Here is a 23,995-nt window from a genome sequence, read left to right on the forward strand (position 1 = left end):
GATGTTCCTCACCCGCATCTCCGTCGCCCATCCCGTCTTCGCCACGATGATGATGGCGGCGATCGTGGTGATCGGCCTGTTCGGCTATTCGCGGCTCGGCGTCGACCAGTTTCCCGAGGTCGACCTGCCGGTGGTCGTGGTCTCCACCACCTATTCCGGGGCCTCGCCCGAAACGGTCGAGAGCGAGATCACGCGGCCGGTGGAGCAGGCCGTCAACACGATCGGCGGCGTCGACACGATCTCCTCGCAATCCTACGAGGGCCGCTCGCTGGTGATCGTCGAGTTCACGCTGGAGACGGACTCGCGCACCGCCGCGCAGGAGGTCCGCGACCGCGTCTCGCGGCTGGAGGCGGGCTTTGCCGACGGCGTCGACACCCCGCAGGTGACGCGCTTCAACCCCGACGACCAGCCGATCCTTTCGGTCGCCGTCTCCTCGCCGACCCTGTCCTTGACCGAGATCACTACGGTTGCCGACCAGATCATCACCAAGCGGCTGAACGTCGTGTCCGGCGTCGGCCAGACCTCGATCGTCGGCGGGGCCGAGCGGCAGATCCAGGTCGATCTCGATCCCGAGCGCCTGGAGGCGCTGGGCGTCGGCGTCACCGCCGTGCTCGATGCCATCCGCCGGGAGAACCAGGACGTGGCGGCGGGCACGCTGACGTCGGGCAACGACGAACGCACGGTCACGGTGGAGGGCCGCGTCGCCGACGTCGCGGGCTTCGAGCGCATCATCGTGGCGCAGGAGGGCGGCGCGCCGATCTATCTCTCCGACTTCGCCGCGGTGCGCGAAGGCGGGGCGGAACTCACCAGCCGCGCCAGCCGCGACGGGGTGCCCGCGCTTGGCATCGACGTGGTGAAGGTGCAGGGCGCCAACACGGTGGAGGTCGCGGCCAATCTTCGCGCCGAGATCGCGGTGCTGCAGGGAGAACTCGGCGGGCAGGGCATCCAGCTCGCGGTCTCGCGCGACAATTCGCGCTCGATCAGCGCGCAGGTCTCCGAGGTGCAGCGCACGCTGATCGAGGGGGCCTGCCTGACGGTCGCGATCGTCTTCCTCTTTCTCAACTCCTGGCGCTCCACCGTCATCACCGGCCTGACCCTGCCGATCTCGGTGATCGGCACCTTCGCGGTGATCCACGCCCTCGGCTTCACGCTGAACACGATGACGCTGCTGGCGCTGTCGCTGGCGATCGGCATCCTGATCGACGACGCCATCGTGGTGCGCGAGAACATCACGCGCCATCTCGCCATGGGCAAGTCGCACCGGCAGGCGGCGCTCGACGGCACGAACGAGATCGGCCTCGCGGTGCTGGCGACGACGCTGTCGATCGTCGCGGTGTTCCTGCCGGTGGCCTTCATGGGCGGCATCATCGGCCGCTTCTTCCTGCAGTTCGGCGTGACCGTCTCGGTGGCCGTGCTGATCTCGCTCTTCGTCTCCTTCACGCTCGACCCGATGCTGTCGAGCGTCTGGTATGATCCGCATTCGCAGCCCGGCGCCCGGCGCGGGCCCCTGGGCCGGCTGGTGGCGCGCTTCGACCGGGGCTTCGAGCGGCTGGCGGGCGGCTATGCCCGCCTCATCCGCTGGAGCTTCCGCCATCGCATCGTCACGGTGGTGGCGGTGCTCGCGATGTTCGGCGCCAGCCTCGCGCTCGTGCCGCGCATCGGCGCCGAGTTCGTGCCGCAGGGCGACAATGGCGAGTTCACGGTGTCGCTGGAGGCGCCGGAAGGCTCCTCGCTCGACTACACGGCGGTGAAGGTGGCGCAGGTCGAGCGCATCCTGCGCACCGTGCCCGAGGTCGCCCATCTCTATTCGACCATCAACGCCAGCGGCGCCCGCGGCTTCAACGCCGCGACCGTCGCCGTGACGCTGAAGCCGATCACCGAGCGCACACGCGCCATCGCCGCGATCATCGATCCGCTGCGGCGCGATCTCGCCCGCGTCGCCGGTCTCACCCTCTCGATCAACCAGGCCTCGCTCGGCGGCGGGGGCGGGGGCGGGGCCTCGTCCAAGCCGCTGCAACTCTCGGTGCTCGGCGACGGCGACGCCGAACTTCGCCGCATCTCGGGCGGGATCACGCAGGCGCTGCGGGCGATCCCCGGCGCAGTGGAGGTGGAATCCTCGATCGAGGACGAGCAGCCGACGCTGGCGGTGCGCGTGCGCCGCGAGGCCGCCAGCGATCTCGGCATCACTCTGCAGCAGATCGGCGACACGCTGCGCCCGCTCGTGGCGGGCGATGCCGTCTCGGTCTGGAACGCGCCGGACGGCGAGACCTACGACGTCAACGTGCGCCTGCCCGGCGAAGCGCGCGCGCGCGCCGCTCAGCTTCGCGCGCTCACCGTCGCCACCGGGCGGCGCGATGCGGAAAACCGGCCGGTGACGGTGGCGCTCGATCAGGTGGCCGACGTCGTCGACAGCGTCGCGCCGTCCTCGGTCAACCGGCGCGACCTGTCGCGCGAGGTGCGCATCTCCGCCAATGTCGACGGGCGCGCGCTCGGCGAGGTGACGACAGACCTGCAACGCGTCATCGCCGGCATCACGCTGCCCCCCGGCTACCGGATCTCCTTCGGCGGCGACGCCGAGAGCATGGCGGAGAGCACCGGCTATGCCGTGCAAGCGCTCGCGCTGGCGGTGATCTTCATCTACCTCATCCTCGCCTCGCAGTTTGGCTCCTTCCTGCAGCCGCTGGCGATCATGACCTCGCTGCCGCTCTCGCTCATCGGCGTGCTCATCGGCCTCCTCGTCACCGGCTCGACGCTTAACATCTTCTCGATCATCGGCTTCATCATGCTGATGGGCCTTGTGACGAAGAACGCCATCCTCCTCGTCGATTATTCCAACCAGGGCGTGGCGCGCGGCCTGTCGCTGCGCGACAGCCTGGCAGAGGCCGGCGCGGTGCGCCTTCGCCCCATCGTCATGACCACGCTGGCGATGATCTTCGGCATGATGCCGCTGGCGCTGGGGCTCGGCGAAGGCGGCGAGCAGCGCGCGCCGATGGCCCATGCGGTGATCGGCGGGCTGATCTCCTCGACGGTGCTGACGCTCGTCTTCGTGCCGGTGGTGCTGACCTATCTCGACGGCTTCCGCCGACGCACCCGCCGCTTCCTGCCGCGCTCGGCCGACGACGTCGCCGCCCACCCCGCCGAGTGAGATCGGCGGACGGCCCGCTTGAACGGGCGTTCGATATCCGCGATGCGACAGGAGTATCGCGATGGCGTCAGACGGGGGACGGCGGCGTTTTCCCCCGCAGATTTGCCTTGCATCGCGCCGCTTCGTTGCCCCTGATGCGTGTGGTCGGCGGGTCGCTCATTGAGCGCTCGTTCAAGGTCTCGCAGGCGGGGTATGGCAACGGCCCTGCCGCAACGGAGTGTTCCATGGCCCGATTCGCATCTCCCGCCCTTCTGGCTCTCGCCGCCGCCGCCGCGCTCGCCGCACCGGCGCTGGCCGCCGATCCCGCCAGCTGCAAGACCGTCAAGATGTCCGATCCCGGCTGGAGCGACATCACCTCCACCAACGCGCTTGCCTCCACCGTTCTCGACGGTCTCGGCTACGAGGCCGACATCGAGACGCTGGCCGTGCCGATCGGGTACCAGTCGCTCGCCAACAAGCAGATCGACGTCTTCCTCGGCAACTGGATGCCGGCGCAGCAGAAGTTCCGCGACGAGCTCGACGCCAAGAAGTCGGCCGACGTCCTGACCAAGAACCTCGAGGGCGCCAAGTTCACGCTGGCCGTGCCGAACTACGTCGCCGAGGCCGGCGTCAAGGATGTGAAGGACCTCGGCACCAACGCCGACAAGTTCAAGAAGGCGATCTACGGCATCGAGCCGGGCGCCCCGGCCAACCTCAACATCCAGTCGATGATCGACGCGCCGGACTACAACCTCAAGGACTGGAAGCTCGTCGACAGCTCCGAGCAGGGGATGCTGGCGCAGGTCCAGAAGGCGGAGCGCTCGAAGGACTGGATCGTCTTCCTCGCCTGGGCCCCGCATCCGATGAACACTATGGGCCTGACCTACCTGTCGGGCGCCGACCAGTTCTTCGGCCCGAACTACGGCGGCGCCGAGGTCTTCACGCTCGCGCGCGCCGGCTACGCGGCCGAGTGCCCGAACGTCGCCAAGCTCTTCAGCCAGCTCCGGTTCGCGGTGCCGATGGAGAACGAGATGATGGCCAAGCTTGCCGAGGGCACCGACCCCAAGAAGGCCGCCACCGAATGGCTGAAGGCCAATCCGGCCGTGCTCGAGCCCTGGCTCGCGGGCGTCACCACGCTCGACGGCCAGCCGGGTCTGGCGGCGGTGAAGGCCGAGATCGAGGGCTGAGGCCTTCGCGGGTTTCCTTCTCTGACCTGCTGTCTGCGTCTCGTCCCTCCGGCTCTAGGCCGGGACGACGGGACGCCGTGGCGAGGTCAGCGGAAAGTCTCCCGGACATGCGAGCCCCGGCTCGGCCTGTGCGACGAGGAGGGGCAGGGTTGGAAGCCATTAATCTGAGCCGATTGCGAGCGCTGGACGGAACGCGGTACGATCGGCGATGGCAACGCGCTGCCTACGCGCGAGCCCGGCTCGCCCAACGATCATCTTGAGCAGCAGATAGAACATAATGAGAACGATCGGAGAGCGTGGTAGCTTGAACCGCATGGAAATCGCACATGCTTCGATCGACATGGCAAAGGTCCAAGCGTTTCAGCATCCCATCGTGGACTTTCCTATCGGCTTTCGAGGCGGACCTGTCCTTCTATCCCCCGAGTTGCAGAAGTTTCGGCATCATCGTCACGATGAACCATTTGACCATGTTCGCAACGTCTTGAGTTACCCCCACCACCTCGACGGCGAGTACATCTATGCCGGGCCCATCTTCGGTCATTTCGGGCATTTCATGTCGGAGATGATCCATCGCATTGTCCCGGCGCGAGCGCTGAAGCTTCCCGGCAAGTTCCTCTTCGTCCTGGGAGAGGACGACGAATCACACATGGACATCGATCGGGTCTCGCAGAGAGTGCCCGAAGTGCTCGAATTTCTTGGTATCGGCCGGAGCAATTCAGTTTTCGTCAACCGGAATACAACGGTCGCAAAGCTTCATCTTGTGCAGCAAGGTGCTCATCTCAACAGCGCGCCAAAGCCGGGATATACCGACGTCCTGCGTGCGTATTCGGGACCAAAGTTGGATGCCTTGTTCGGCGCTACCCGGCGCCCGCCACGACTGTATGTGTCGCGTTCTCGCTTGCCCCGTGCCGGCGGCATTCTAGGAGAAAGCTACCTCGACAAGGCGTTGATCGATCAGGGCTTCACGATCTTCCATCCCGAAGAGCATCCATTCGCCGTGCAGATGGACCACTACCGCAAGGCCGATGTCGTCATCTTTGCCGAAGGGTCGGCGTGCCACGGTACGGAACTCCTGGGCTCTGGAATGATGAAGCAGACGATACTCATTCCGCGGTCGTTTCAGGCGCGTATTCTTCGCAAGCCGCTGGAAGCCCGATCTGTGGCTTACGTAACAGCCGACGTTTCCCGTTACCTCGGATCTCTGCAGATCAACCCGAACAATGGCCTGCCGATGCTCAGCCGCGGCGTCTCGGTCTTGAAACCGCGTCGTGTCACGAAGGTCATGATGGAAGCGGGCATTCCGATCCGGCGATCCTTTTCGGCTTGGGCCTACAGAGCCTGTGCGATCAAAGATATGCGAACGTATCTGGCCGAAATGCGAGGTGGCAACGGCTGGAACGCAGCGGGGGCGCTCCGTCTCGTACGCTCTATTTTAACGGGTGGTCTGCACTGGACCATCAAGCCCTAGCCGCCTGAATGACGCGTCCCGTTCCATCCAAAAGGGGTTTGGGCGCGATCGATCCCGCCCAAACCTACGCCCGCGATTGCCTGTCGGCGCCGCGCGCCGTAAGCCTCGCCTGCCCGTACGAGCCAACCGAGTTCCGCCCGCATGAACGTCGCCCGCCCCAACATCCTCGTCATCATGGTGGACCAGCTCAACGGCACGCTGTTCCCGGATGGGCCGGCGGGCTTCCTGCATGCGCCGAACCTCAAGGCGCTGGCGGCGCGCTCGGCGCGCTTCGTCAACACCTATGCGGCGAGCCCGCTCTGCGCCCCCGCGCGCGCCTCCTTCATGAGCGGCCAGCTGCCCTCGAAGACGCGCGTCTACGACAATGCCGCCGAATTCGCCTCCGACATCCCGACCTTCGCCCATCATCTGCGGCGCGCGGGCTATCGCACCTGCCTCTCGGGCAAGATGCACTTCGTCGGCCCCGACCAGCTCCACGGCTTCGAGGAGCGGCTGACCACCGATGTCTACCCCGCCGATTTCGGCTGGACGCCGGACTATACCAAGCCCGGCGAGCGGATCGACTGGTGGTATCACAATCTCGGCTCGGTGACGGGAGCGGGGGTCGCCGAGATCACCAACCAGCTCGAATACGACGACGAGGTGGCCCATTTCGCCACCGCCAAGCTCTACGACTATGCGCGCGGCAACGACGCCCGGCCCTTCTGCCTGACGGTCTCCTTCACCCATCCGCACGACCCCTATGTCGCCCGGCGCCGCTTCTTCGACCTCTACGACGACGGCACGGCGCTGGAGCCGGTGGTCGAGCGCATTCCCTTCGGCGAGCAGGACCCGCATTCGCAGCGCCTGATGATGGCCTGCGACGACCACGCCTATCGCATCGGCGAGGCGCAGATCGCCCGCGCGCGCCGCGCCTATTACGCCAACATCTCCTATATCGACGAGAAGGTGGGCGAGCTCATCGACGTGCTGGAGCGCACACGGATGCTGGAGGACACCGCGATCCTCTTCGTTTCCGACCACGGCGACATGCTGGGCGAGCGCGGCCTGTGGTTCAAGATGAACTTCTTCGAGGGCTCGGCCCGCGTGCCGCTGATGATCTGCGCCCCCGGTATCCCCGCCGGCCCCTACATGCAGCCGGTCTCGACGCTCGACGTGCTGCCGACGCTCGCCGAACTCGTCGGCCTCGATCTCGGCCCCTCCGCCGCCTGGCTCGACGGGATCTCGCTCTTCGACACGGCGCGCCGGGGCGAGCGCGCCGAGCCGGTGCGGATGGAATATGCCGCGGAAGGGTCGGTGGCGCCGCTCGTCTCGATCCGGCAGGGCCGCTGGAAGTTCAACCGCTGCCCCGCCGATCCCGACCAGCTCTTCGACCTCGAAGCCGACCCGTCCGAGCTTCGCGATCTCGCCGCAGATCCCGCCCATGCCGAGATCGTCGCGGGCTTCGACGCGCAGGCGAAGCGGCTGTGGGATCTCCCGCGCTTCGACGCGGAGGTGCGCCAGAGCCAGGCCCGGCGCCACGTCACCTACGAGGCCCTGCGCAACGGCGCCTACTATCCGTGGGACTTCCAGCCCCTGCAGCGCGCCTCGGAGCGCTACATGCGCAACCACATGAACCTCGACAATCTCGAGGATCAGCAGCGCTTTCCCCGCGGCGAGTGACGGGCGTCACGGTTGCGGCGCACAACGGCGCGCTGTGGATGAGCCCTTGGCGAGTGTCGCGCAACTGTCATAAGTCTGTCATGCGATTGGAAGGTCGGCGGGGCTGGGAGGCGCCGTCGACCGTGGCCCGACGAGGCCGCAGCGCTGGGAGCGATGCCTGACCATGACGACCACCCCGACCCGTGCGGCCCTGATGGCCGCGACCCTTCTCGCCACCACGACGGGCGCCTTCGCGGCGACCGAGATCCAGTGGTGGCACGCGATGAGCGGCGCCAACAACGAGGTGGTGGAGACGCTCGCCAAGGAGTTCAACGCCTCGCAGGCCGACTACAAGATCACGCCGGTCTTCAAGGGCACCTATCCCGAGACGCTGAACGCCGGCATCGCCGCCTTCCGCGCCCGCCAGCCGCCTGCGATCATCCAGGTCTTCGACGCCGGCACCGGCGTGATGATGGGTGCCGAGGGCGCGATCAAGCCGGCCGCCGAGGTGCTGGAAGAGGGCGGGCAGACCTTCGACAAGTCGAAATACCTGCCGGGCATCGTCTCCTACTATTCCAAGTCCGACGGCACGATGCTGTCCTTCCCCTACAATTCGTCCTCGCCGATCCTCTACTACAACAAGGACGTGTTCCAGAAGGCCGGGCTCGACGCCGCCAATCCGCCGAAGACCTGGCCCGAGGTTTTTGATGCTGCGAAAAAGATCAAGGCCTCGGGTGCCGCCCCCTGCGGCTTCACCACGACCTGGATGACCTGGATCCAGACCGAGAACTTCGCAGCCTGGAACAACGTGCCCTACGGCACCAACGAGAACGGCCTCGCCGGTCTCGACGTCAAGCTGCAGATCGACGCGCCGATCTTCGTCGACCACTTCCAGGCGATCGCCGATCTCGCCAAGGACGGCACGTTCCGCTACGGCGGGCGCACCGCCGAGGCCAAGCAGCTCTTCCTCTCGGGCGAATGCGGCATCCTGACGGAATCCTCGGGTGGCCTGGGCGACGTCGTGAAGTCCGGGATGAACTACGGCATCGGCCAGCTTCCCTACGACCCGAAGGGCTCCGGCCCGCAGAACACCATTCCGGGCGGGGCCAGTCTCTGGGTCTTCGGCGGCAAGTCGGATGCCGAGTACAAGGGCGTCGCGGCCTTCTTCGGCTTCCTGTCGCAGACCGACATCCAGTCGCGCCTGCATCAGGTCTCCGGCTACCTGCCGGTGACGCTCGCCGCCTACGAGGCGACGAAGGCGTCCGGCTTCTACGAGAAGAACCCGGGCCGCGAGACGCCGATCCTGCAGATGCTCGGCAAGGCCCCGACCGAGAACTCGAAGGGCGTGCGTCTCGTCAACCTGCCGCAGGTCCGCGACATCGAGAACGAGGAGTTCGAGGCGATGCTCAACGGCACGCAGGACGCCAAGACGGCTGTGGCGAAGATCGTCGAACGCGCCAACGCGGCGATCGCGCAGGCCGTGGCGCAGTAGGGCGCGAGCGGGGCGGGCGGGGTTGAGCAGGGGCGTGTGGAGTTCAGGAGGCGGCGGCGGCTGTTTGTGGTGCTGATCTGAACGGAGTGGCTCGCCATTGGGATGTCATTGGTCCGCGGCCGAATAGTCAGGGCCCGTCACACACCCTCTCCCTCTCCCTCTTCTCTCTGCGCCTGCCGCAACGTGTCTCTCCTCTGAACCTGCCGCCTCCTCTCCATCCAAACCTCTCGTCATCCCGGCCTTGAGCCGGGATCCATGTCTCAAAGTCGTCAACTCTTGCCCATGCCGACCGGACAGGTATCGGAATGGATTTCGGGTCAAGCCCGGGGTGACGACGCTGGAAGAGGACGAGGGGAAGCGGGAGAAGAAGCGGACGACCACGACCGCCGAGCAGAGTTTGCTTTTGCGGCCCCTACGACGTCGCCACACCGACACCGACACCGACACCGACACCGACACCACTCGCCAACGCCCGCTCCACCGCTCCCATCCCTCGCCAAACCTGAACCCCGCCGCCCAGCCCCCCCTCCAACCGCCAAGGCCATCGCCCTGACCTCGAACGTCGTCTTTCCCAACAAGCTCCTGCCCTACCTGCTGCTGGCGCCGCAGGTGGTGGTGACGCTGGTGTTCTTCTATTGGCCGGGCGTGCAGGCGTTGATACAGTCGACGCTGCGCGAGGATGCGTTCGGGCTGAAGACGCAGTTCGTGGGTCTCGCCAATTTCCGGCAGGTCCTGGCCGATCCCGCCTATCTCCACGCCGCCAAGACCACGGCGATCTTCTCGGTCTCGGTGGCGCTGCTCGCCATGGCCGTGGCGCTGCTGCTCGCGACATCCGCCGAGAAGGTGCTGCGGGGCAAGGCGTTCTACCGCACGCTGCTGATCTGGCCCTATGCGGTGGCGCCGGCGGTGGCGGGCATGCTCTGGCTCTTCATGTTCAATCCCACGATGGGCACCTTCGCCTACATGCTGCGCTCGGCCGGCTTCGCCTGGGATCCGCTGCTGAAAGGCGACCAGGCCATGGTGCTCGTCGTGGTGGCGAGCGCCTGGAAGCAGATCAGCTACAACTTCCTGTTCTTCGTCGCCGCGCTGCAGTCGATCCCGCGCCCGCTGATCGAGGCCGCCGCGATCGACGGGGCGAGGGGCCCGAAGCGCTTCTGGACGATCGTGTTCCCGCTGATCGCGCCGACGACCTTCTTCCTCCTCGTCGTCAACACCGTCTACGCCTTCTTCGACACGTTCGGCATCATCGACGCCGTTACCGCCGGCGGGCCGGCCAAGGCGACGGAAACGCTCGTCTACAAGGTCTACAACGACGGGTTCGTGAACCTGAACCTCGGCACGTCGGCCGCGCAGTCGGTGATCCTCATGGCGATCGTGGTGGCGCTCACCGCCTTCCAGTTCCGCTTCGTGGAACGCCGCGTCCATTACGGGTGAGCGAGCGATGATCGAGAACCGCCCCTTCGCCACCGCCTTCGCGCATCTCGTGCTGATCCTCGGCGTCCTCATCGTCGCCTTCCCGATCTATTACACGTTCATCGCCTCGACCCAGAGCGTGCAGCAGATCCTGCGCCCGCCGCTGCCGCTCCTGCCGGGAGACCAGTTCGCGGAAAACTACGGCCAGGCGCTGTTCGGCGGCGTCGGGCGGATCGGCGGCGTCTCGGTCTGGACGCTGCTCTTCAACACGAGCGTGATGGCGCTCGGCATCGCGCTCGGCAAGATCGTCATCTCGATCCTCTCGGCCTTCGCCATCGTGTTCTTCCGCTTTCCCTTCCGCATGGCCTTCTTCTGGCTGATCTTCATGACGCTGATGCTGCCCGTCGAGGTGCGCATCCTGCCGACCTACAAGGTGATGGTGGATCTCGGCCTTCTCGACACCTATGCCGGACTGATCCTGCCGCTCGTCGCCTCGGCCACCGCGACGCTCCTGTTCCGGCAGTTCTTCATGACGATCCCCGGCGAGTTGGTGGAGGCGGCGCGCGTCGACGCCGCCGGGCCGATGCGCTTCTTCCGCGACATCCTGCTGCCGCTGTCGAAGACGAACATCGCCGCGCTCTTCGTCATCCTCTTCATCTACGGCTGGACGCAGTATCTCTGGCCGCTCCTCGTCACCAACGACAATCAGATGAACACGATCGTCATCGCGCTGAAGAAGATGGTCTCCTTCGCCGATGCCGACACACCCTGGAATCTCGTGATGGTGACGGCGATCCTCGCCATCGTGCCCCCCGTCCTGGTGGTGGTGCTGATGCAGCGCTGGTTCGTCAAAGGCCTCGTCGAGTCGGAGAAGTAATGGCTGGCATCACGCTGACGGACGTCCGCAAGACCTATCCCGGCGGGCAGGAGGCGGTGAAGGGCATCTCGCTCGACATTCCCGACGGCGACTTCACGGTGCTCGTCGGGCCGTCGGGCTGCGGAAAGTCGACGCTGCTGCGCATGGTCGCCGGGCTCGAGGCGATCACCTCGGGCACGGTCTCGATCGGCGGGCGCGTCGTCAACGACCTGGAGCCGGCCGACCGCGACATCGCCATGGTGTTCCAGAACTATGCGCTCTACCCGCACATGACCGTGCGCGGAAACCTCGCCTACGGCCTGAAGAACCGCAAGATGCCGGCGCCCGAGATCGAGCGGCGCATCGAGGCCGCGGCCAAGGCGCTGGAGATCCACGCCTTTCTCGACCGGCGTCCGGGTCAGCTGTCCGGCGGCCAGCGCCAGCGTGTCGCGATGGGTCGCGCCATCGTGCGCGAGCCCGCCGCCTTCCTCTTCGACGAGCCGCTCTCCAATCTCGACGCCAAGCTGCGGGTGCAGATGCGCGCCGAAATCCGACGCCTGCAGGCGCGGCTCGCCACCACCAGCCTCTATGTCACGCACGACCAGCTGGAGGCGATGACGCTGGCCGATCGGTTGGTGGTGCTGAACGGTGGGCTGATCGAGCAGGTGGGCACGCCGATCGAGGTCTACGAGAAGCCCGCCTCGCTCTTCGTCGCCTCCTTCATCGGCTCGCCCGCGATGAACCTCGTGCCGCTGGAGGGTGCGGTGACGGGCATCCGGCATCTGGACCGCGTCTTCCCCGGCGGGCGGATCCCGACCGGCGCGGTGCTGGGGGTGCGCCCCGAGCACATGAGCGTCGTCGGCGAGGGCACGCCCGCGTCCGGTCCGCTCCTCGACCTCGCGATCACCGCGATCGAGGCGGTGGGCGCCGAGACCTACATCTACGGCGCTTTCGCCGGCGACGGCACGACGGCGGGCGGCATCGTGGCCGCCGGGCGGGGGCCGGAGATCGCCGTTCGCATGCCCGGCCATGTCCGCCGCCAGCTCGGCGAGCGGGTGCTCGTCACCTTCGATCCCGCCCAGTCGCATCTCTTCGATGCGAGGTCGGGACGCAGGATCGATTAAGCCTTTCGCGTCTTGACCGGAATGAGGCGGGCGGTGCCGTTTCTTTGCGCTTGCCGCCGCATGCCGCATGGCCTAGCGTCTGGGCATATCGCCGCTTGCGGGAGAGACCGGCTTCGATGCCGGCGCCGAAGGAGCAACCGCCCCGGAAACTCTCAGGCAAATGGACCGCGCGGCGCGATTTGAATCCGGAGAGTGACGGTGCTCAAGCATCCGTCCGCCGAAGGAGAAAGCGGTTTCGGGACTGATCCCGGCTCCGTGAAACTCTCAGGCCAATGACGGAGGGGCACGAAGCCAGACCCGACGATTCGGGCAAAGGATCTATCGTGACCTCAGTCGCCGTCATCGGCGCCGGTATCACCGGCGTGACCACAGCCTATAAACTCCTGGCCCAGGGCCTCGACGTCACCCTCTTCGACCGGAACGGTTATTCCGCGATGGAGACGTCCTTCGCCAATGGCGGCCAGCTCTCGGCGTCCAACGCCGAAGTCTGGAACAACCCGGCCACCTTCATCAAGGGGCTGAAGTGGATGCTGAGGAAGGACGCGCCGCTGCTCGTTCATCCCGCGCCCACCTGGCACAAGCTCTCCTGGATGTTCGAGTTCGTGATGGCCGCCCGCTCCTACGAGGAGAACACGGTCGCCACCGTCAAGCTCGCCATCGCCGCCCGTCGCCATCTCCTCGAAATGGCCGAGGCGGAGGGCATCGACTTCGACTGCGAGAAGCGCGGCATCCTCCATGTCTACGAGACGGAGGCCGAGTTCGGCCACGCGCTCAAGGTCAACCAGCTCTACAAGAAGGGCGGGCTGGAGCGCGACGTTCTGGACGATGCCGGCATCCACGCGATCGAGCCGGCGCTGGCCGGCAACTTCCGTGGCGGCTTCTTCACGCCCAGCGACTTCACCGGCGACATCCACAAGTACACGCGCGGTCTCGCCGAGGCATGCCTGCGCCGGGGCGGCACGATCCGCTACGATGCCGACGTCACGCAACTGTCGAAGCGCGAGGAGGGCGGCGTCGCCGTCTTCGCGCGCCGCTCGGGTAGCGAGGACCAGCCGGCGCGCGAGGATTTCGACGCCGTCGTGGTCTGCGCCGGCATCGCCTCGCGCCGCTTCGCTCACATGCTCGGCGACCGCGTCAACATCTATCCGGTGAAGGGCTATTCGATCACCGTGAACCTCGAGGACGAGGCGAGCCGGGCGGGTGCGCCCACCGTCTCGCTCCTCGACGACAAGGCCAAGATCGTCACCAGCCGGCTGGGGCCGAACCGGCTGCGCATCGCCGGCACCGCCGAGTTCGCGGGCGAGAACCGCGACATCCGCATGGCCCGCATCAAGCCGCTGGTGGACTGGTGCCGCTATCGCTTCCCCGGCGTCTCCACGTCGTCGGTCGTGCCGTGGGCCGGCTTGCGCCCGATGATGCCCGACATGCTGCCGCGCGTGGGTCGCGGCAAGGCGGAAGGCGTCTACTACAACACCGGCCACGGGCATCTCGGCTGGACGCTCTCGGCGATCACCGCCGACACGATCGCGGCCGAGGTCGCCGGCGACTTCGCGGCGCCCGGCGTTGCCGTGTCGGGCTCCCTGAAGCCCGTCGACGCCGTGCGCGCCGAGGCCGAGCGGCTGACCGAAGCCGCCTGAGGCTCTGGCGGCCGACCGCCTGCGGTTGGCAGCTGCCATCTCTCCCCGTTCTGTCCCCGCCCTTGCGGCGGCGCTCATGGTTGGGCGTCGCCGCAAACCGCCCGAGGACCGAACGCCATGCCACTCTCCCCCGACATCGTCGCCGCCGCCCGCGAGGTCGAGGCCCGCGAGGGCGTCAGCGCCGCCGTGCTCCTTGCCGTCGCGCTCGTTGAGACCAACGCCCGCGCCACCGCTGCGGTCGGCACGCGGCGCGAGCCGCTCATCCGCTTCGAGGGGCACTATTTCGACCGGTTGCTGCCGGAGGCCGGTCGGCGCATCGCACGGCTGGCCGGTCTCGCGCATCCCAAGGCCGGCCGCATCCGCAACCCGTCGGGCCAGGAGGCCCGCTGGCGCCTCCTCGACCGCGCCAGCGCCATCGATCCGGCCGCCGCCTATGCCGCGACGTCCTGGGGGCTGGGGCAGGTGATGGGTGCGCATTGGCAGCGCCTCGGGTTTCGCTCGGCTGTGGAACTCGCCGCCATGGCCCGCACGTCCGCCGCCGGGCAGCTGACGATCGCCGCGCGGTTCCTCAAGATCGGCGCGCTCGCCGAGCGGCTCGTCTCGGGCGACGCCGCCGGTTTCGCGCGGCTCTACAACGGACCGAACTTCGCCGCCAACGGCTACGACGCCAAGATCGCCGTCGCCTACCGAACGCTTCGCCGGCATCTGGAAGCCGCCGCCATCTGAACCGCGTCGCGGTGGTCATGCCGGGGCCGGGGCCTATGTCAGGCCCCATGACGATCCCCCCCGCGTTCGACCCCGCCCGCCACGCCCTCTTCGTCGACTTCGACGGCACGCTCGTCGAACTCGTCGACGACCCGCAGGCGGTGGCGATCTCACGCGAGGCGCTCGTGCGCCTGGCGGACATCCAGCGCGAGAGCGGCGGCGCCTTCGCCGTTCTCAGTGGCCGGCGCATCGGGGATCTCGACCGGTTCCTCGCGCCGCTGCGCTTCGCCGCCGCCGGCGTCCACGGGCTCGAGCGGCGCGAGACCCCGGAGGCCGAGATCGTCCGGCTCGCCGGCCCCGAACGCCTCGACCCCTTGCGCGCCGCGATAACGGCAGCGCTCGCCGAGCAGCCGGGCCTGCGTCTGGAGGACAAGGGCACTGCGCTCGTCGTCCACTATCGCGGGCGTCCCGAGCTGAAGGGTGAGGCCGACCGCCTCGTCGAGGACGCCGTCGCTGGCGACGAAGGCTTTTCGATCATGCGCGGAGATCATATCGTCGAGGTGCATCTGGCCGGCATGGACAAGGGGCGCGCACTCCACGCCTTCATGATGGCCGCGCCGTTCCTCGGCCGCGTGCCGGTCTATATCGGCGACGACACGACCGACGAGTTCGGCTTCGGCGTCGTAAAGGAGCTGGGGGGCATCGCGATCAAGGTCGGGCTCGGGGAAAGCGTGGCCGACTACCGGCTGGCCGCCGTCGATTCGGTCCATCGCTGGCTCGGCGCCGAGACGGGCAACGCTTGAGCGCTCCGGCAGGCTCGGCGACACAGGAAAGAGGGGATCCATCCATGACGGAGAACTCGGGACGATTGGTCGTCGTGTCCAACCGCGTCGGGCCGCTGAGCGACGAGGGCAAGGCCGGCGGGCTCGCGGTGGGCCTCGCCGATGCGCTGCGCCGGCGCGGCGGGCTCTGGTTCGGCTGGAGCGGTGACATCTCGGAGGCGGGGACCGCCAGCGAGCTGAAGACCGAGGTCCACGGCGACACCTCGCTCGTGACCATCGACATGACGCAGGACGAGATCGACGGCTTCTATTTCGGCTATGCCAACCGCTCGCTCTGGCCGCTGCTGCACTACCGGCTGGACATCGCCACCTTCGACCGCAGCTCCGACCGGGTGTATCGCGCGGTCAACCGCCGCTTCGCCGAGCGGCTGGCGCCGCAGCTGCAAGCCGACGACCTCGTCTGGATCCACGACTACCATTTTTTCTACATGGGCTCGGAGCTGCGCCGCGCCGGCTATGACGGGCGGCTCGGCTACTTCCTGCACATTCCCTTCTGCCCGCCCGAGATGCTGACGGCGCTGCCGGCGAGCCACGATCTCGTGCGCGCCATGCTCGATTACGACGTGATCGGCTTCCAGACCGACGGCGACCGGCGCAACTTCGTGGCCTTCTGCGTGCAGGAATTCGGGGCCGAGGATGTCGATGGCGACCGGGTGCGTACGGCCGACGGGCGCATCGTGCGCGCCTCCGCCTTTCCCATCGGCATCGACGCGCAGGGCTTCGCCGAGTTCGCCACGTCCGACGAGGCCCGCGAGCACGAGGCGATGGTCAAGGACATCGCGCGTGGGCGCCACCAGATCGTCGGCGTCGACCGGATGGACTATTCGAAGGGCATCGTCGAGCGCTTCCGGGGCTACGAGCAGCTGCTCGAGGACCATGCCGAGGAGCGGGGGCAGGTCCAGTTCCTGCAGGTCGCGCCGCTCTCGCGCTCCGAGCTGGAGGCCTATGCGGATCTGCGCAACGAGCTGGAGGGTCTGGCGGGCAACATCAACGGCCGCTTCGCCACGCTCGACTGGAACCCGATCCAGATCCTCGTCAACGGCTTCACTCGCCGCGCGCTCGCCGGAATCTACCGCGCCGCTCAGGTCTGCATGGTGACGCCGCTGCGCGACGGCATGAACCTCGTCGCCAAGGAGTTCATCGCCGCGCAGGACCCCGACGATCCCGGCGTCCTCATCCTGTCGCGCTTCGCCGGCGCGCGGGCCGAGCTGCCGGAAGCGCTGATCATCAATCCCTATTCCACCGACGACATCTCGCGCGCCCTGCATCGCGCGCTGAAGATGCCGCTGGAGGAGCGGCGCGAGCGCCATGCCGCGATGCGCGAGCGGGTGTTCCGCAACACCGCGCAGAACTGGTGCGAGACCTTCCTCGCCGTCCTCGACGACACCAACGAACGGGCGCTGCAGCCGCGCTCCTGGTGGCACCGTTGGGGTTTCGGAGGTCCGGCGACGAACTGAGCCCGGCGCGCGAAGCTCTGGACGGTCGTGGGAGAAGGCGTAAGCTTCGCCGTCTGGCCTCGAGTGGAAAGGACGCGTCGTGACGAAGAACACGATCTGCCTCTGGTACGACAAGGACGCCGAAGCGGCGGCCCGCTTCTATGCCGAGACCTTTCCCGACAGCACGGTGAGCGCGGTGCATCGCGCGCCCGGCGACGACCCCTCCGGCCGGGAGGGCGACGTTCTGACGGTCGAATTCACGGTGGCCGGCATCGCTTGCCTTGGCCTGAACGGCGGTCCGGCCGTCCGGCACAGCGAGGCCTTCTCGTTTCAGATCGCCACCGACGACCAGGAGGAGACCGACCGATACTGGAACGCCATCGTCGGACACGGCGGCGAGGAGAGCCAGTGCGGCTGGTGCCGGGACAAATGGGGCATCTCCTGGCAGATCACGCCGCGCGTCCTCACCGAGGCGATGGCTTTGGGCGGCGGCGAAGCCAAGCGCGCCTTCGCGGCAATGATGGGCATGCGGAAGATCGACGTCGCGGCGATCGAGGCGGCCCGGCGCGGCTGATGCGCGGCGCGGCGCATGCGGGGCTTCGGGGGTGGCTCCCGCGAAACGGGTGAGGACGCGCCGATCCCGCGCGGGCCCTGCCCGGAGGGGAGTTCCGGCACGGGCGCCGATACGCTAAGGAATGGGCCATTCCAGCGATCCCAAGGACGACGACATGACCCAGAAGACCCACGCGCTGATGGAGATCCTGATGGCGCAGCCCGTGATGCCGGTGGTCGCCGTCGATTCGGCCGCCGACGCGGTGAAGCTGGCGCGGGCACTCGCCGCCGGCGGCCTGCCGGGCATCGAGGTGACGCTGCGCACGCCTGCCGCGCTCGACGCGATCCGCGCCATCACGGCCGAAGTGCCGGAAGCGCGCTGCGGCGCCGGCACGATCCTCACCCCGCGCCAGTTCGACGAGGCCGTCGAGGCCGGCGCCAAGTTCATCGTCTCGCCCGGCACGACGCACGAGGTTCTCGACGCCGCCAAGTCCTCCGATGTGCCGCTGCTGCCGGGCGCGGCGACGCCGAGCGAGCTGATGGCGATGATCGAGGAGGGCTACGAGATCCTCAAGTTCTTCCCCGCCGAGCAACTGGGCGGCATTCCCTATCTCAAGGCGCTCGCCCCGGTCTTCCAGGGCATCCGCTTCTGCCCGACCGGCGGCGTCTCGCCGGGCAACGTGCGCGAGTATCTGTCGCTGCCGAACGTCGTCTGCGTCGGCGGCTCGTGGGTCGCGCCGAAGGATCTCGTGGCCTCCGGCGATTTCGCCGGGATCACGCGCCTCGCGCAGGAAGCCGCGGCCCTGCGCAAGGGCTGAACGGTCTCGCGCGCCAGCGAACCGAGGCGGCATCGCGCCGCCTCGAAAAGGCCGGCCACCGCGCCATGTTCGCCCGGTCCTTTTCGCGATCCAAGGCCCTCCATGGCGCTCCGCCCGTTCCGTCTCGCAGCTCTCCTCGTCTTCGGCCTTCTCCTCGCGGGTTGTTCCGGTCCCGCCGTCCTCAACGCCATCACCAGCCATTCCGGCTACGAGACGGTGCGCGACATCCGCTACCGGCCTGGCGAGCGCGGCACGTTCGATCTCTACGTGCCCGACGGCGCCACGGCCTCGACGCCGGTCGTGGTCTTCGTCTACGGCGGCTCGTGGGATTCGGGGTCGAAGAGCCTCTATCCCTTCGTCGGCCAGTCGTTGGCGAGCGAGGGCTTCATCGTCGCCATTCCCGACTACCGCGTGTCGCCCGAGGTGATCTTCCCGACCTTCGTCGAGGATGCCGCAGCGGCCTTCGCGGCGGTGGACAGGCTGGCGCGCGAGGGTGGCCACGGGGTGCCCGCCGGCCGGCACGACATCGCGCTCATGGGCCATTCGGCCGGGGCTGAGATCGCCGCGTTGCTCGCCTTCGACGAGCGCTATCTCAGCCGTGCGGGGTCGAGCGCCCGGCGCATCGCCGCCTTCGTCGGTCTGGCCGGACCCTACAACTTCCTGCCGCTGACGGAAGAGCGCTACAAGCGGATCTTCCCGCCTGCCGTGCGCGACGCCAGCCAGCCGATCAACTTCGTGTCGGGCGGCGAGCCGCCGGCGCTCCTCATCGCGGGCCTTGCCGATACGACGGTGAACCCGGAGAATACGCGCTCGATGGCCCGGCGCATCCGGGCCGTTGGCGGGTCGGTGGAGGAAAAGCTCTATCCCGGCCTCGACCACATCGCCGCCGTCTCCTCGCTCGCCACCGCCCTGCCGCTCGGCGAGGGCGATTTGCGTGGCACCGTCATCCGCTTCCTGAGGGCCCACACACGATGATGACCGGATCCGACCTGTCGCACTGGACGCCGCGCCCGCTGCCGGGCACCGAGCCGATCGCGGGACGCCATGTCACCGTCGAGCCGATCGTGGACGAGACACGCTTCGCCGAGTTGTTCGCCGTCTTCGAAGGGCACGACCGGCTGTGGGACTATCTCGCCTACGGGCCGTTCGAGACGCAGGACGCTTTCGCGAGCTTCGCCGTCGGCACCTATCTCGGCCCCGATCCCCTGTTCCACGCGATCGTGCCGACGGGCTCGCAGCGGGCGGAAGGGGTGGCGGCGCTGATGCGGCTCGACCCGGCGAACGGCGTCGGCGAGATCGGCCATATCTGCCTCGGCCCGAGCCTGCAGATGACGCGCGCTGCCAGCGAGGCCTTCTATCTTCTGTTCCGGCGGCTCTTCGACGAGCTCGGCTATCGACGCCTCGAATGGAAGTGCAACGACGCCAACGCGCCCTCGAAGCGCGCGGCGGATCGGCTGGGCTTCCGCTTCGAGGGCCTGTTCCGCCAGCACATGGTCACGAAGGGCCGCAACCGCGACACGGCTTGGTACGCGATCCTCGACGGCGAGTGGCCGCAGGTGCGGGCCGGCTTCGAGGCCTGGCTGGACGACGGGAACTTCGACGGCGACGGCCGGCAGCGGCGATCGCTCGCCGAGTGCCGGGCTCGTCCCTGAGAGATCTCGCGCCCGCGCGTCAGGAGCGGGCGGGAACGATCGTGATGAGGGCGTTCGCGGGGTAGACGGATTCGAACAGGACGCCGTCGCCGGGAATGAACTGCAGCACGGTCTCGCCGCCGCTGTCGGCCATGATCAGCGAGCCGTCCGGTGTCGTCTTCCAGTAGGCGACGCGGGCGAGATCCGGCGAAGCCGCGCAGTCGGGGCCGATCGGCATGCGCCGGAAGCCCGATTCGGCTTCGGCCGGGCCGGCCATCTTGCAGGTCGCGCCGTTGCGCAGGTCGATCAGGCGCACCGCAGCCGTCGGCGCCATCGAGGCGACATGCACGGTTCCGGTGGTTTCCATGGAGGGACGCATCGCCGAGACGAGGCTTTCGGCCGAGGCGGCGCTGGGTCCCTGAAGGTTGGTGGCGAGGATCATGCCGACGAAGCCGACGCCGAGCGCCACGGCCGCAAATCTCATGAGATATCTCCTTGCGATCAAGTCGGGAGTATCACCTCATTAATCTTACCTGAGCGTTAACGCGGATCGTTTCAACGAAGGAAACCGGCACAGGCCTGAGGCGACCGGTCAGAATTTGCCGTTGATCTTGAACTCAAGGCGCTGAAGCGCGCTGGGCGTGCCGATGTCGGCCCGGTGCTCGATGCGAGCGCTCCAGTCGCTGGTGATGTCGGCGCGAAGGCTCGGGGCGACCGAGAAGCGGTGCGCCGACGAGAAGGCGAGGGGGCCGCCCGATCCGTTGACGCGGGCGAGATCGCGCAGCACTTCGAAGCGGACGCCCGGGCGCAGCAGGATGCCGCCGCTGCGCACGGTATAGTCGGTCCGCAGTCCCGCGACGGCGGAACTGCGCCGGGCCGTCGCGGTGCCGGGGTCGCTCCAGCTGCCGGCGAGCGAGGCTTCCACGCGCCCATAAGGCGAAACGAGCCAGCGGCCTTCGCGGTGCTCGTAGCCGAAGGTGAGGGCCCCGAAGCCGAGCGGGCTGCCCGACAGGCGGTCCGCGGAGGGCTCCGTGCTGGCGGCGGTGCGCTCGACCAGCGCGGTGCCGAGAACCGCGTCGACGAACGTGTGCCGGGTCGGATGAACGCTGCCGTAGGCCGAGAGGCTCGGCAGGACCACCGCGCCGTCCTCGCCGAGGATGGCCTGGTCGAAGCCGAGGGAGAGGCCGTAGGAGCGGTCCTGCGACGGCTGCAGGTCGAGCCCGGCCGAGAGGCCGGCGGCGGAGCGGGCGGGCGACAGCATGCCGTCGCCCTGCCGGCCGAGATCGACGGACCCGACGCCCCAGAGGTCCAGCGGCCCGGTGCTGCGGGCATTGCGGCGGATTTCGAGCGTACGCTCGGGCGCCTCGCGGCCGTGAAAGTCGCCCGGCATGTAGGCGGCGGGCAGGATCGGCACCGGGGTTTCGCCGAGCCAGGGATCGGCGGGCGTGTCGGTCTCGACCACGCCGAGACGCAGCGTCAGGTCGACGCCGGAGGTCTCGACGCGCTCGGGATCGCGCAGGCGCTCCAGACGGTCGCCGAGCCGCGCGGTGGCGGCCGAGGCGAGCGTGGCGGCGATGTCGGCGGTTTCCGTGACGCCCGCCTGGGCGGGACTTCCGCCGGGCAGGATCCCGAAGGCCAGCCCCGAGACCACGAGAAGACCGGCGCTTCTCAGGCGGTGAGGCGAGGGGGAAGATCGATGCGGCTTCGATCGGGAGGGAACGGGCATGGCCGTCTCCTTCTGTTTCGACAGCCTTCCTTATCGCATTGCAGCATGACGCGAAACTGGAACCCGCGCTCCGCACGCAAACGCGATCATCCGCGCGGGTGTCGAGCCGGACGGCGAAGGGCCGTCCGGCAGATGCTCAGCCCTTACGGCGCTGGGCGAGACCCGCCTCGACGCTTTCCGGCACCGGCGTCGAGAGCTTGTTGCCGCAGAACCAGCGCGACAGGTTCTCGGCGACGAGATCGCCCATGGCGATGCGCGTGTCGCGCGAGGCCGAGGCGACATGCGGCAGGAGGACGGCGTTCGGCAGGGCGCGCAGGCGCTCGGGGATGCGCGGCTCGTCGGCAAAGACGTCGAGCCCGGCGCTGGCGATGGTGCCGTTTTCGAGCGCTTCGATCAGCGCCGGCTCGTCCACCGTTGAGCCGCGGCCGATATTGATAAGAATGCCGTCCGGTCCGAGCTTGGCGAGCACCTCGGCATTGACGGCCTTGTCGGTGGAGGCGCCGCCGGGCGCGGCGATGAGGAGGATGTCCACCGCCTTGGCGAGGTCGGCCAGCGTCTCGTAATAGGGATAGGCGACGTCGGTCCGGCGCGTGCGGTTGTGGTACTTGATGCGCACGCCGAAGGCTTCCAGCCGCTCGGCGATGGCGAGGCCGATGCGCCCCAGGCCCATGATGCCGACGACCTTGCGCCGCATCGAGAAGCGCGTGAGCGGATAGGCGCCGGAGCGCTCCCACTCCCCGGAGCGGGCGTGGGCCTCGGCCAGATGCAACTCACGCACCGTCATCAGCACGAGCGCCACGGCGGTGTCGGCGACCTCGTCGGTAAGGACATCCGGCGTGTTCGTCACCGCGATGCCACGCTTGGCCGCATGGGCCGCGTCGACGCCGTCGTAGCCGACGCCGAAATGCCCGACGATCTCGACGTTGGGCAGGGCGTCGAGATCGGCGTTGGAGATCACCCCGCCGACGGCGAGGGCGCGCACGGAGGCGCGCTCCTCGTCCGACAGGAGCGAGAGATCCTTCGTCGCCAGATGCCGGACGGACCGGAAGCGGCGCTGGAGTTCGGCGAGGCCATCGGCGTTGTAGGGCCCGAAGACGAGGACGCCGGCGTCGGAGGAATCGGTCAAGTCATGTCCTTTCGAGAATGTGTGCGGCGAACCGCTGAGGGTTCGGCGCGGGAAGGCCTGAAGGCGCGAGGCGGGACGTCAGTCGCCGGTCTGCGCGAGGCGGCTGGAGCGGCGAACGCGCAGCTCCGGGGTGATGAGTTCGAGGCTCTCGCGCGCCGGCTCGCCGGCCAGACGCACGAGGAGGGCGCCGGCGGCCCGGCGGCCGACCTCGCTCTGCCCGTTGGAAACGGTGGTCAGCGGCGGCATCGCGATCGCCGCCTCGTCGATGTCGTCATAGCCGCAGACGGCGATGTCGACACCCGGGCGCAGCCCGGCGCGCGACAGGCCGTACATCAGGCCGAGCGCCACGAGGTCGGAAAAGCACACCACCGCCTCCGGTCGGTCGGGGATCGCCAGGAACTCGGCGGCCGCGTCGAAGCCTGAATGGCGCGAGCGCGGCCCCTGGATCCGCCATTCCGGACGAAACGGAATGCCGGCGGCTTCCAGCGCCTGCCGATAGCCCAGCTCGCGGTCGCGGCCGGTGGAGGTCAGGTCGGTGCCGCCGATCATGGCGATGCGCCGGTGCCCCTCGTCGATGAGATGCTGGACCACGAGCGACATGCCGTAGGTGTCGTCGCCGCGAAACGAGGTGACGCCCGAGCCTTCCACGGTGCGCGCGATCAGCGTCACCGGCAGATCGTTGTCCTCGGCGAGGCGGATGTCGGAGGCGGGCGTACCGATGGCTGGCGACATGATCAGCCCGTCGGCGCCGAGCTGCAGCATCGTGTCGAGAAAGGCGCGCTGCTTTGACAGGTCGTCGTAGTGGTTGCAGAGAACGAAGGTCTGGCGGTGCCGGTCGAGCTCGTTCTCGATCGACTTCAGGATCTCGCCGTAGAACGGGTTCATGATGTCGTGGACGCAGACGCCGACGATGCCGGACTTCGAGGTGCGAAGGCTGGCGGCACGCCGGTTGTAGATATAGCCAGAGGTGCGCGCCTCCTCCTTGATGCGCTCGCGCGTCACCTCGGCGACGAGCGGACTGTCGCGCAGCGCCAGCGACACCGTCGCCGTCGACAGACCGAGCTTCTCCGCGATCGTCGATAATTTGACCTTCTGCGCCACCTATCGCCGTTCCGCGTCCGTCCAAAACCTCGGGTTCAAGGGGTTTAACGGCATCGAGTGCGCCAACGCAACCGGCGGGGCGTCCGGGCGCCGTCCGACGTCTCCGGGCGAGGGGC

The 23,995-nt window shown here is 68.1% G+C and carries 20 protein-coding genes and 1 riboswitch; of the genes, 16 read left to right on the forward strand and 4 right to left on the reverse strand.

Annotated features, from left to right (window positions below):
- The first annotated feature begins 1 nt into the window (after position 1).
- The 16 genes from AUL33_RS11390 (at position 2) to AUL33_RS11465 (ending at position 19,947) form a co-directional block, all read left to right on the forward strand.
- The gene (locus AUL33_RS11390) at positions 2 to 3,145 is read left to right on the forward strand and encodes an efflux RND transporter permease subunit (protein ID WP_062207682.1); all 3,144 of its coding nucleotides are present in this window, start codon (positions 2 to 4) and stop codon (positions 3,143 to 3,145) included.
- 224 nt (positions 3,146 to 3,369) lie between these two features.
- Positions 3,370 to 4,311, forward strand: a complete 942-nt coding sequence (choX, locus tag AUL33_RS11395; RefSeq protein ID WP_062207683.1) for a choline ABC transporter substrate-binding protein — start codon at positions 3,370 to 3,372, stop codon at positions 4,309 to 4,311.
- Between the two features lie 313 nt (positions 4,312 to 4,624).
- Entirely contained in the window at positions 4,625 to 5,779 is a 1,155-nt protein-coding gene (locus AUL33_RS11400) for a glycosyltransferase 61 family protein (protein ID WP_062207684.1), read from the forward strand.
- A gap of 141 nt (positions 5,780 to 5,920) precedes the next feature.
- Positions 5,921 to 7,441 (forward strand): choline-sulfatase, encoded by a 1,521-nt coding sequence (gene betC / locus AUL33_RS11405; RefSeq protein WP_062207686.1) that lies wholly within the window; start codon positions 5,921 to 5,923, stop codon positions 7,439 to 7,441.
- 163 nt (positions 7,442 to 7,604) lie between these two features.
- Positions 7,605 to 8,912 carry a sn-glycerol-3-phosphate ABC transporter substrate-binding protein UgpB gene (ugpB, locus tag AUL33_RS11410; protein WP_062207688.1) on the forward strand — a complete coding sequence of 436 codons (1,308 nt, stop codon included), beginning with the start codon at positions 7,605 to 7,607 and terminating at the stop codon, positions 8,910 to 8,912.
- A 549-nt stretch (positions 8,913 to 9,461) separates the two neighbouring features.
- Entirely contained in the window at positions 9,462 to 10,346 is an 885-nt protein-coding gene (gene ugpA, locus AUL33_RS11415) for a sn-glycerol-3-phosphate ABC transporter permease UgpA (RefSeq protein WP_062208244.1), read from the forward strand.
- A 7-nt stretch (positions 10,347 to 10,353) separates the two neighbouring features.
- The gene (ugpE, locus tag AUL33_RS11420; protein ID WP_062207691.1) at positions 10,354 to 11,202 is read left to right on the forward strand and encodes a sn-glycerol-3-phosphate ABC transporter permease UgpE; all 849 of its coding nucleotides are present in this window, start codon (positions 10,354 to 10,356) and stop codon (positions 11,200 to 11,202) included.
- A complete protein-coding gene (locus AUL33_RS11425; protein ID WP_062207695.1) occupies positions 11,202 to 12,305 on the forward strand; it encodes a sn-glycerol-3-phosphate import ATP-binding protein UgpC in 1,104 nt (367 codons plus the stop codon). Before ugpE ends, AUL33_RS11425 begins: the two co-directional genes overlap by 1 nt.
- 88 nt (positions 12,306 to 12,393) lie before the next feature.
- Positions 12,394 to 12,483, forward strand: a riboswitch (glycine riboswitch).
- A 145-nt stretch (positions 12,484 to 12,628) separates the two neighbouring features.
- Positions 12,629 to 13,942 carry a D-amino acid dehydrogenase gene (locus tag AUL33_RS11430; RefSeq protein ID WP_082652549.1) on the forward strand — a complete coding sequence of 438 codons (1,314 nt, stop codon included), beginning with the start codon at positions 12,629 to 12,631 and terminating at the stop codon, positions 13,940 to 13,942.
- A 117-nt stretch (positions 13,943 to 14,059) separates the two neighbouring features.
- Entirely contained in the window at positions 14,060 to 14,668 is a 609-nt protein-coding gene (locus tag AUL33_RS11435) for an N-acetylmuramidase domain-containing protein (RefSeq protein ID WP_062207700.1), read from the forward strand.
- A gap of 47 nt (positions 14,669 to 14,715) precedes the next feature.
- Entirely contained in the window at positions 14,716 to 15,450 is a 735-nt protein-coding gene (otsB, locus tag AUL33_RS11440; protein WP_244492142.1) for a trehalose-phosphatase, read from the forward strand.
- Positions 15,451 to 15,494: 44 nt separating this feature from the next.
- Positions 15,495 to 16,946 carry a trehalose-6-phosphate synthase gene (locus tag AUL33_RS11445; protein ID WP_062207705.1) on the forward strand — a complete coding sequence of 484 codons (1,452 nt, stop codon included), beginning with the start codon at positions 15,495 to 15,497 and terminating at the stop codon, positions 16,944 to 16,946.
- A gap of 79 nt (positions 16,947 to 17,025) precedes the next feature.
- A complete protein-coding gene (locus AUL33_RS11450; RefSeq protein ID WP_062207708.1) occupies positions 17,026 to 17,499 on the forward strand; it encodes a VOC family protein in 474 nt (157 codons plus the stop codon).
- Positions 17,500 to 17,653: 154 nt separating this feature from the next.
- Positions 17,654 to 18,295: a 2-dehydro-3-deoxy-phosphogluconate aldolase gene (locus AUL33_RS11455; RefSeq protein WP_062208247.1), complete on the forward strand. Its 642-nt coding sequence runs from the start codon at positions 17,654 to 17,656 to the stop codon at positions 18,293 to 18,295.
- A gap of 102 nt (positions 18,296 to 18,397) precedes the next feature.
- Positions 18,398 to 19,270 (forward strand): alpha/beta hydrolase, encoded by an 873-nt coding sequence (locus AUL33_RS11460; protein WP_062207713.1) that lies wholly within the window; start codon positions 18,398 to 18,400, stop codon positions 19,268 to 19,270.
- A complete protein-coding gene (locus AUL33_RS11465) occupies positions 19,267 to 19,947 on the forward strand; it encodes a GNAT family N-acetyltransferase (RefSeq protein ID WP_306302793.1) in 681 nt (226 codons plus the stop codon). The genes AUL33_RS11460 and AUL33_RS11465 overlap by 4 nt, the downstream gene beginning before the upstream one ends.
- A gap of 19 nt (positions 19,948 to 19,966) precedes the next feature.
- Here the strand turns inward: AUL33_RS11465 and AUL33_RS11470 are convergent, their stop codons facing one another.
- The 4 genes from AUL33_RS11470 to AUL33_RS11485 all read right to left on the reverse strand — a co-directional run bounded on the left by AUL33_RS11470 (position 19,967) and on the right by AUL33_RS11485 (position 23,879).
- Positions 19,967 to 20,410: a hypothetical protein gene (locus AUL33_RS11470; RefSeq protein WP_062207719.1), complete on the reverse strand. Its 444-nt coding sequence runs from the start codon at positions 20,408 to 20,410 to the stop codon at positions 19,967 to 19,969.
- Positions 20,411 to 20,518: 108 nt separating this feature from the next.
- Positions 20,519 to 21,652: a hypothetical protein gene (locus AUL33_RS11475; protein ID WP_156419381.1), complete on the reverse strand. Its 1,134-nt coding sequence runs from the start codon at positions 21,650 to 21,652 to the stop codon at positions 20,519 to 20,521.
- Between the two features lie 136 nt (positions 21,653 to 21,788).
- Positions 21,789 to 22,778, reverse strand: coding sequence for a 2-hydroxyacid dehydrogenase (locus AUL33_RS11480; RefSeq protein ID WP_062207725.1), 990 nt, complete (start codon positions 22,776 to 22,778; stop codon positions 21,789 to 21,791).
- A gap of 78 nt (positions 22,779 to 22,856) precedes the next feature.
- Positions 22,857 to 23,879, reverse strand: coding sequence for a LacI family DNA-binding transcriptional regulator (locus tag AUL33_RS11485; protein WP_062207728.1), 1,023 nt, complete (start codon positions 23,877 to 23,879; stop codon positions 22,857 to 22,859).
- Between the last annotated feature and the right edge of the window lie 116 nt (positions 23,880 to 23,995).

The sequence above is a fragment of the Aureimonas sp. AU12 genome (genome assembly GCF_001463705.1).
In the GTDB taxonomy this organism is placed as follows: Bacteria; Pseudomonadota; Alphaproteobacteria; order Rhizobiales; family Rhizobiaceae; genus Aureimonas.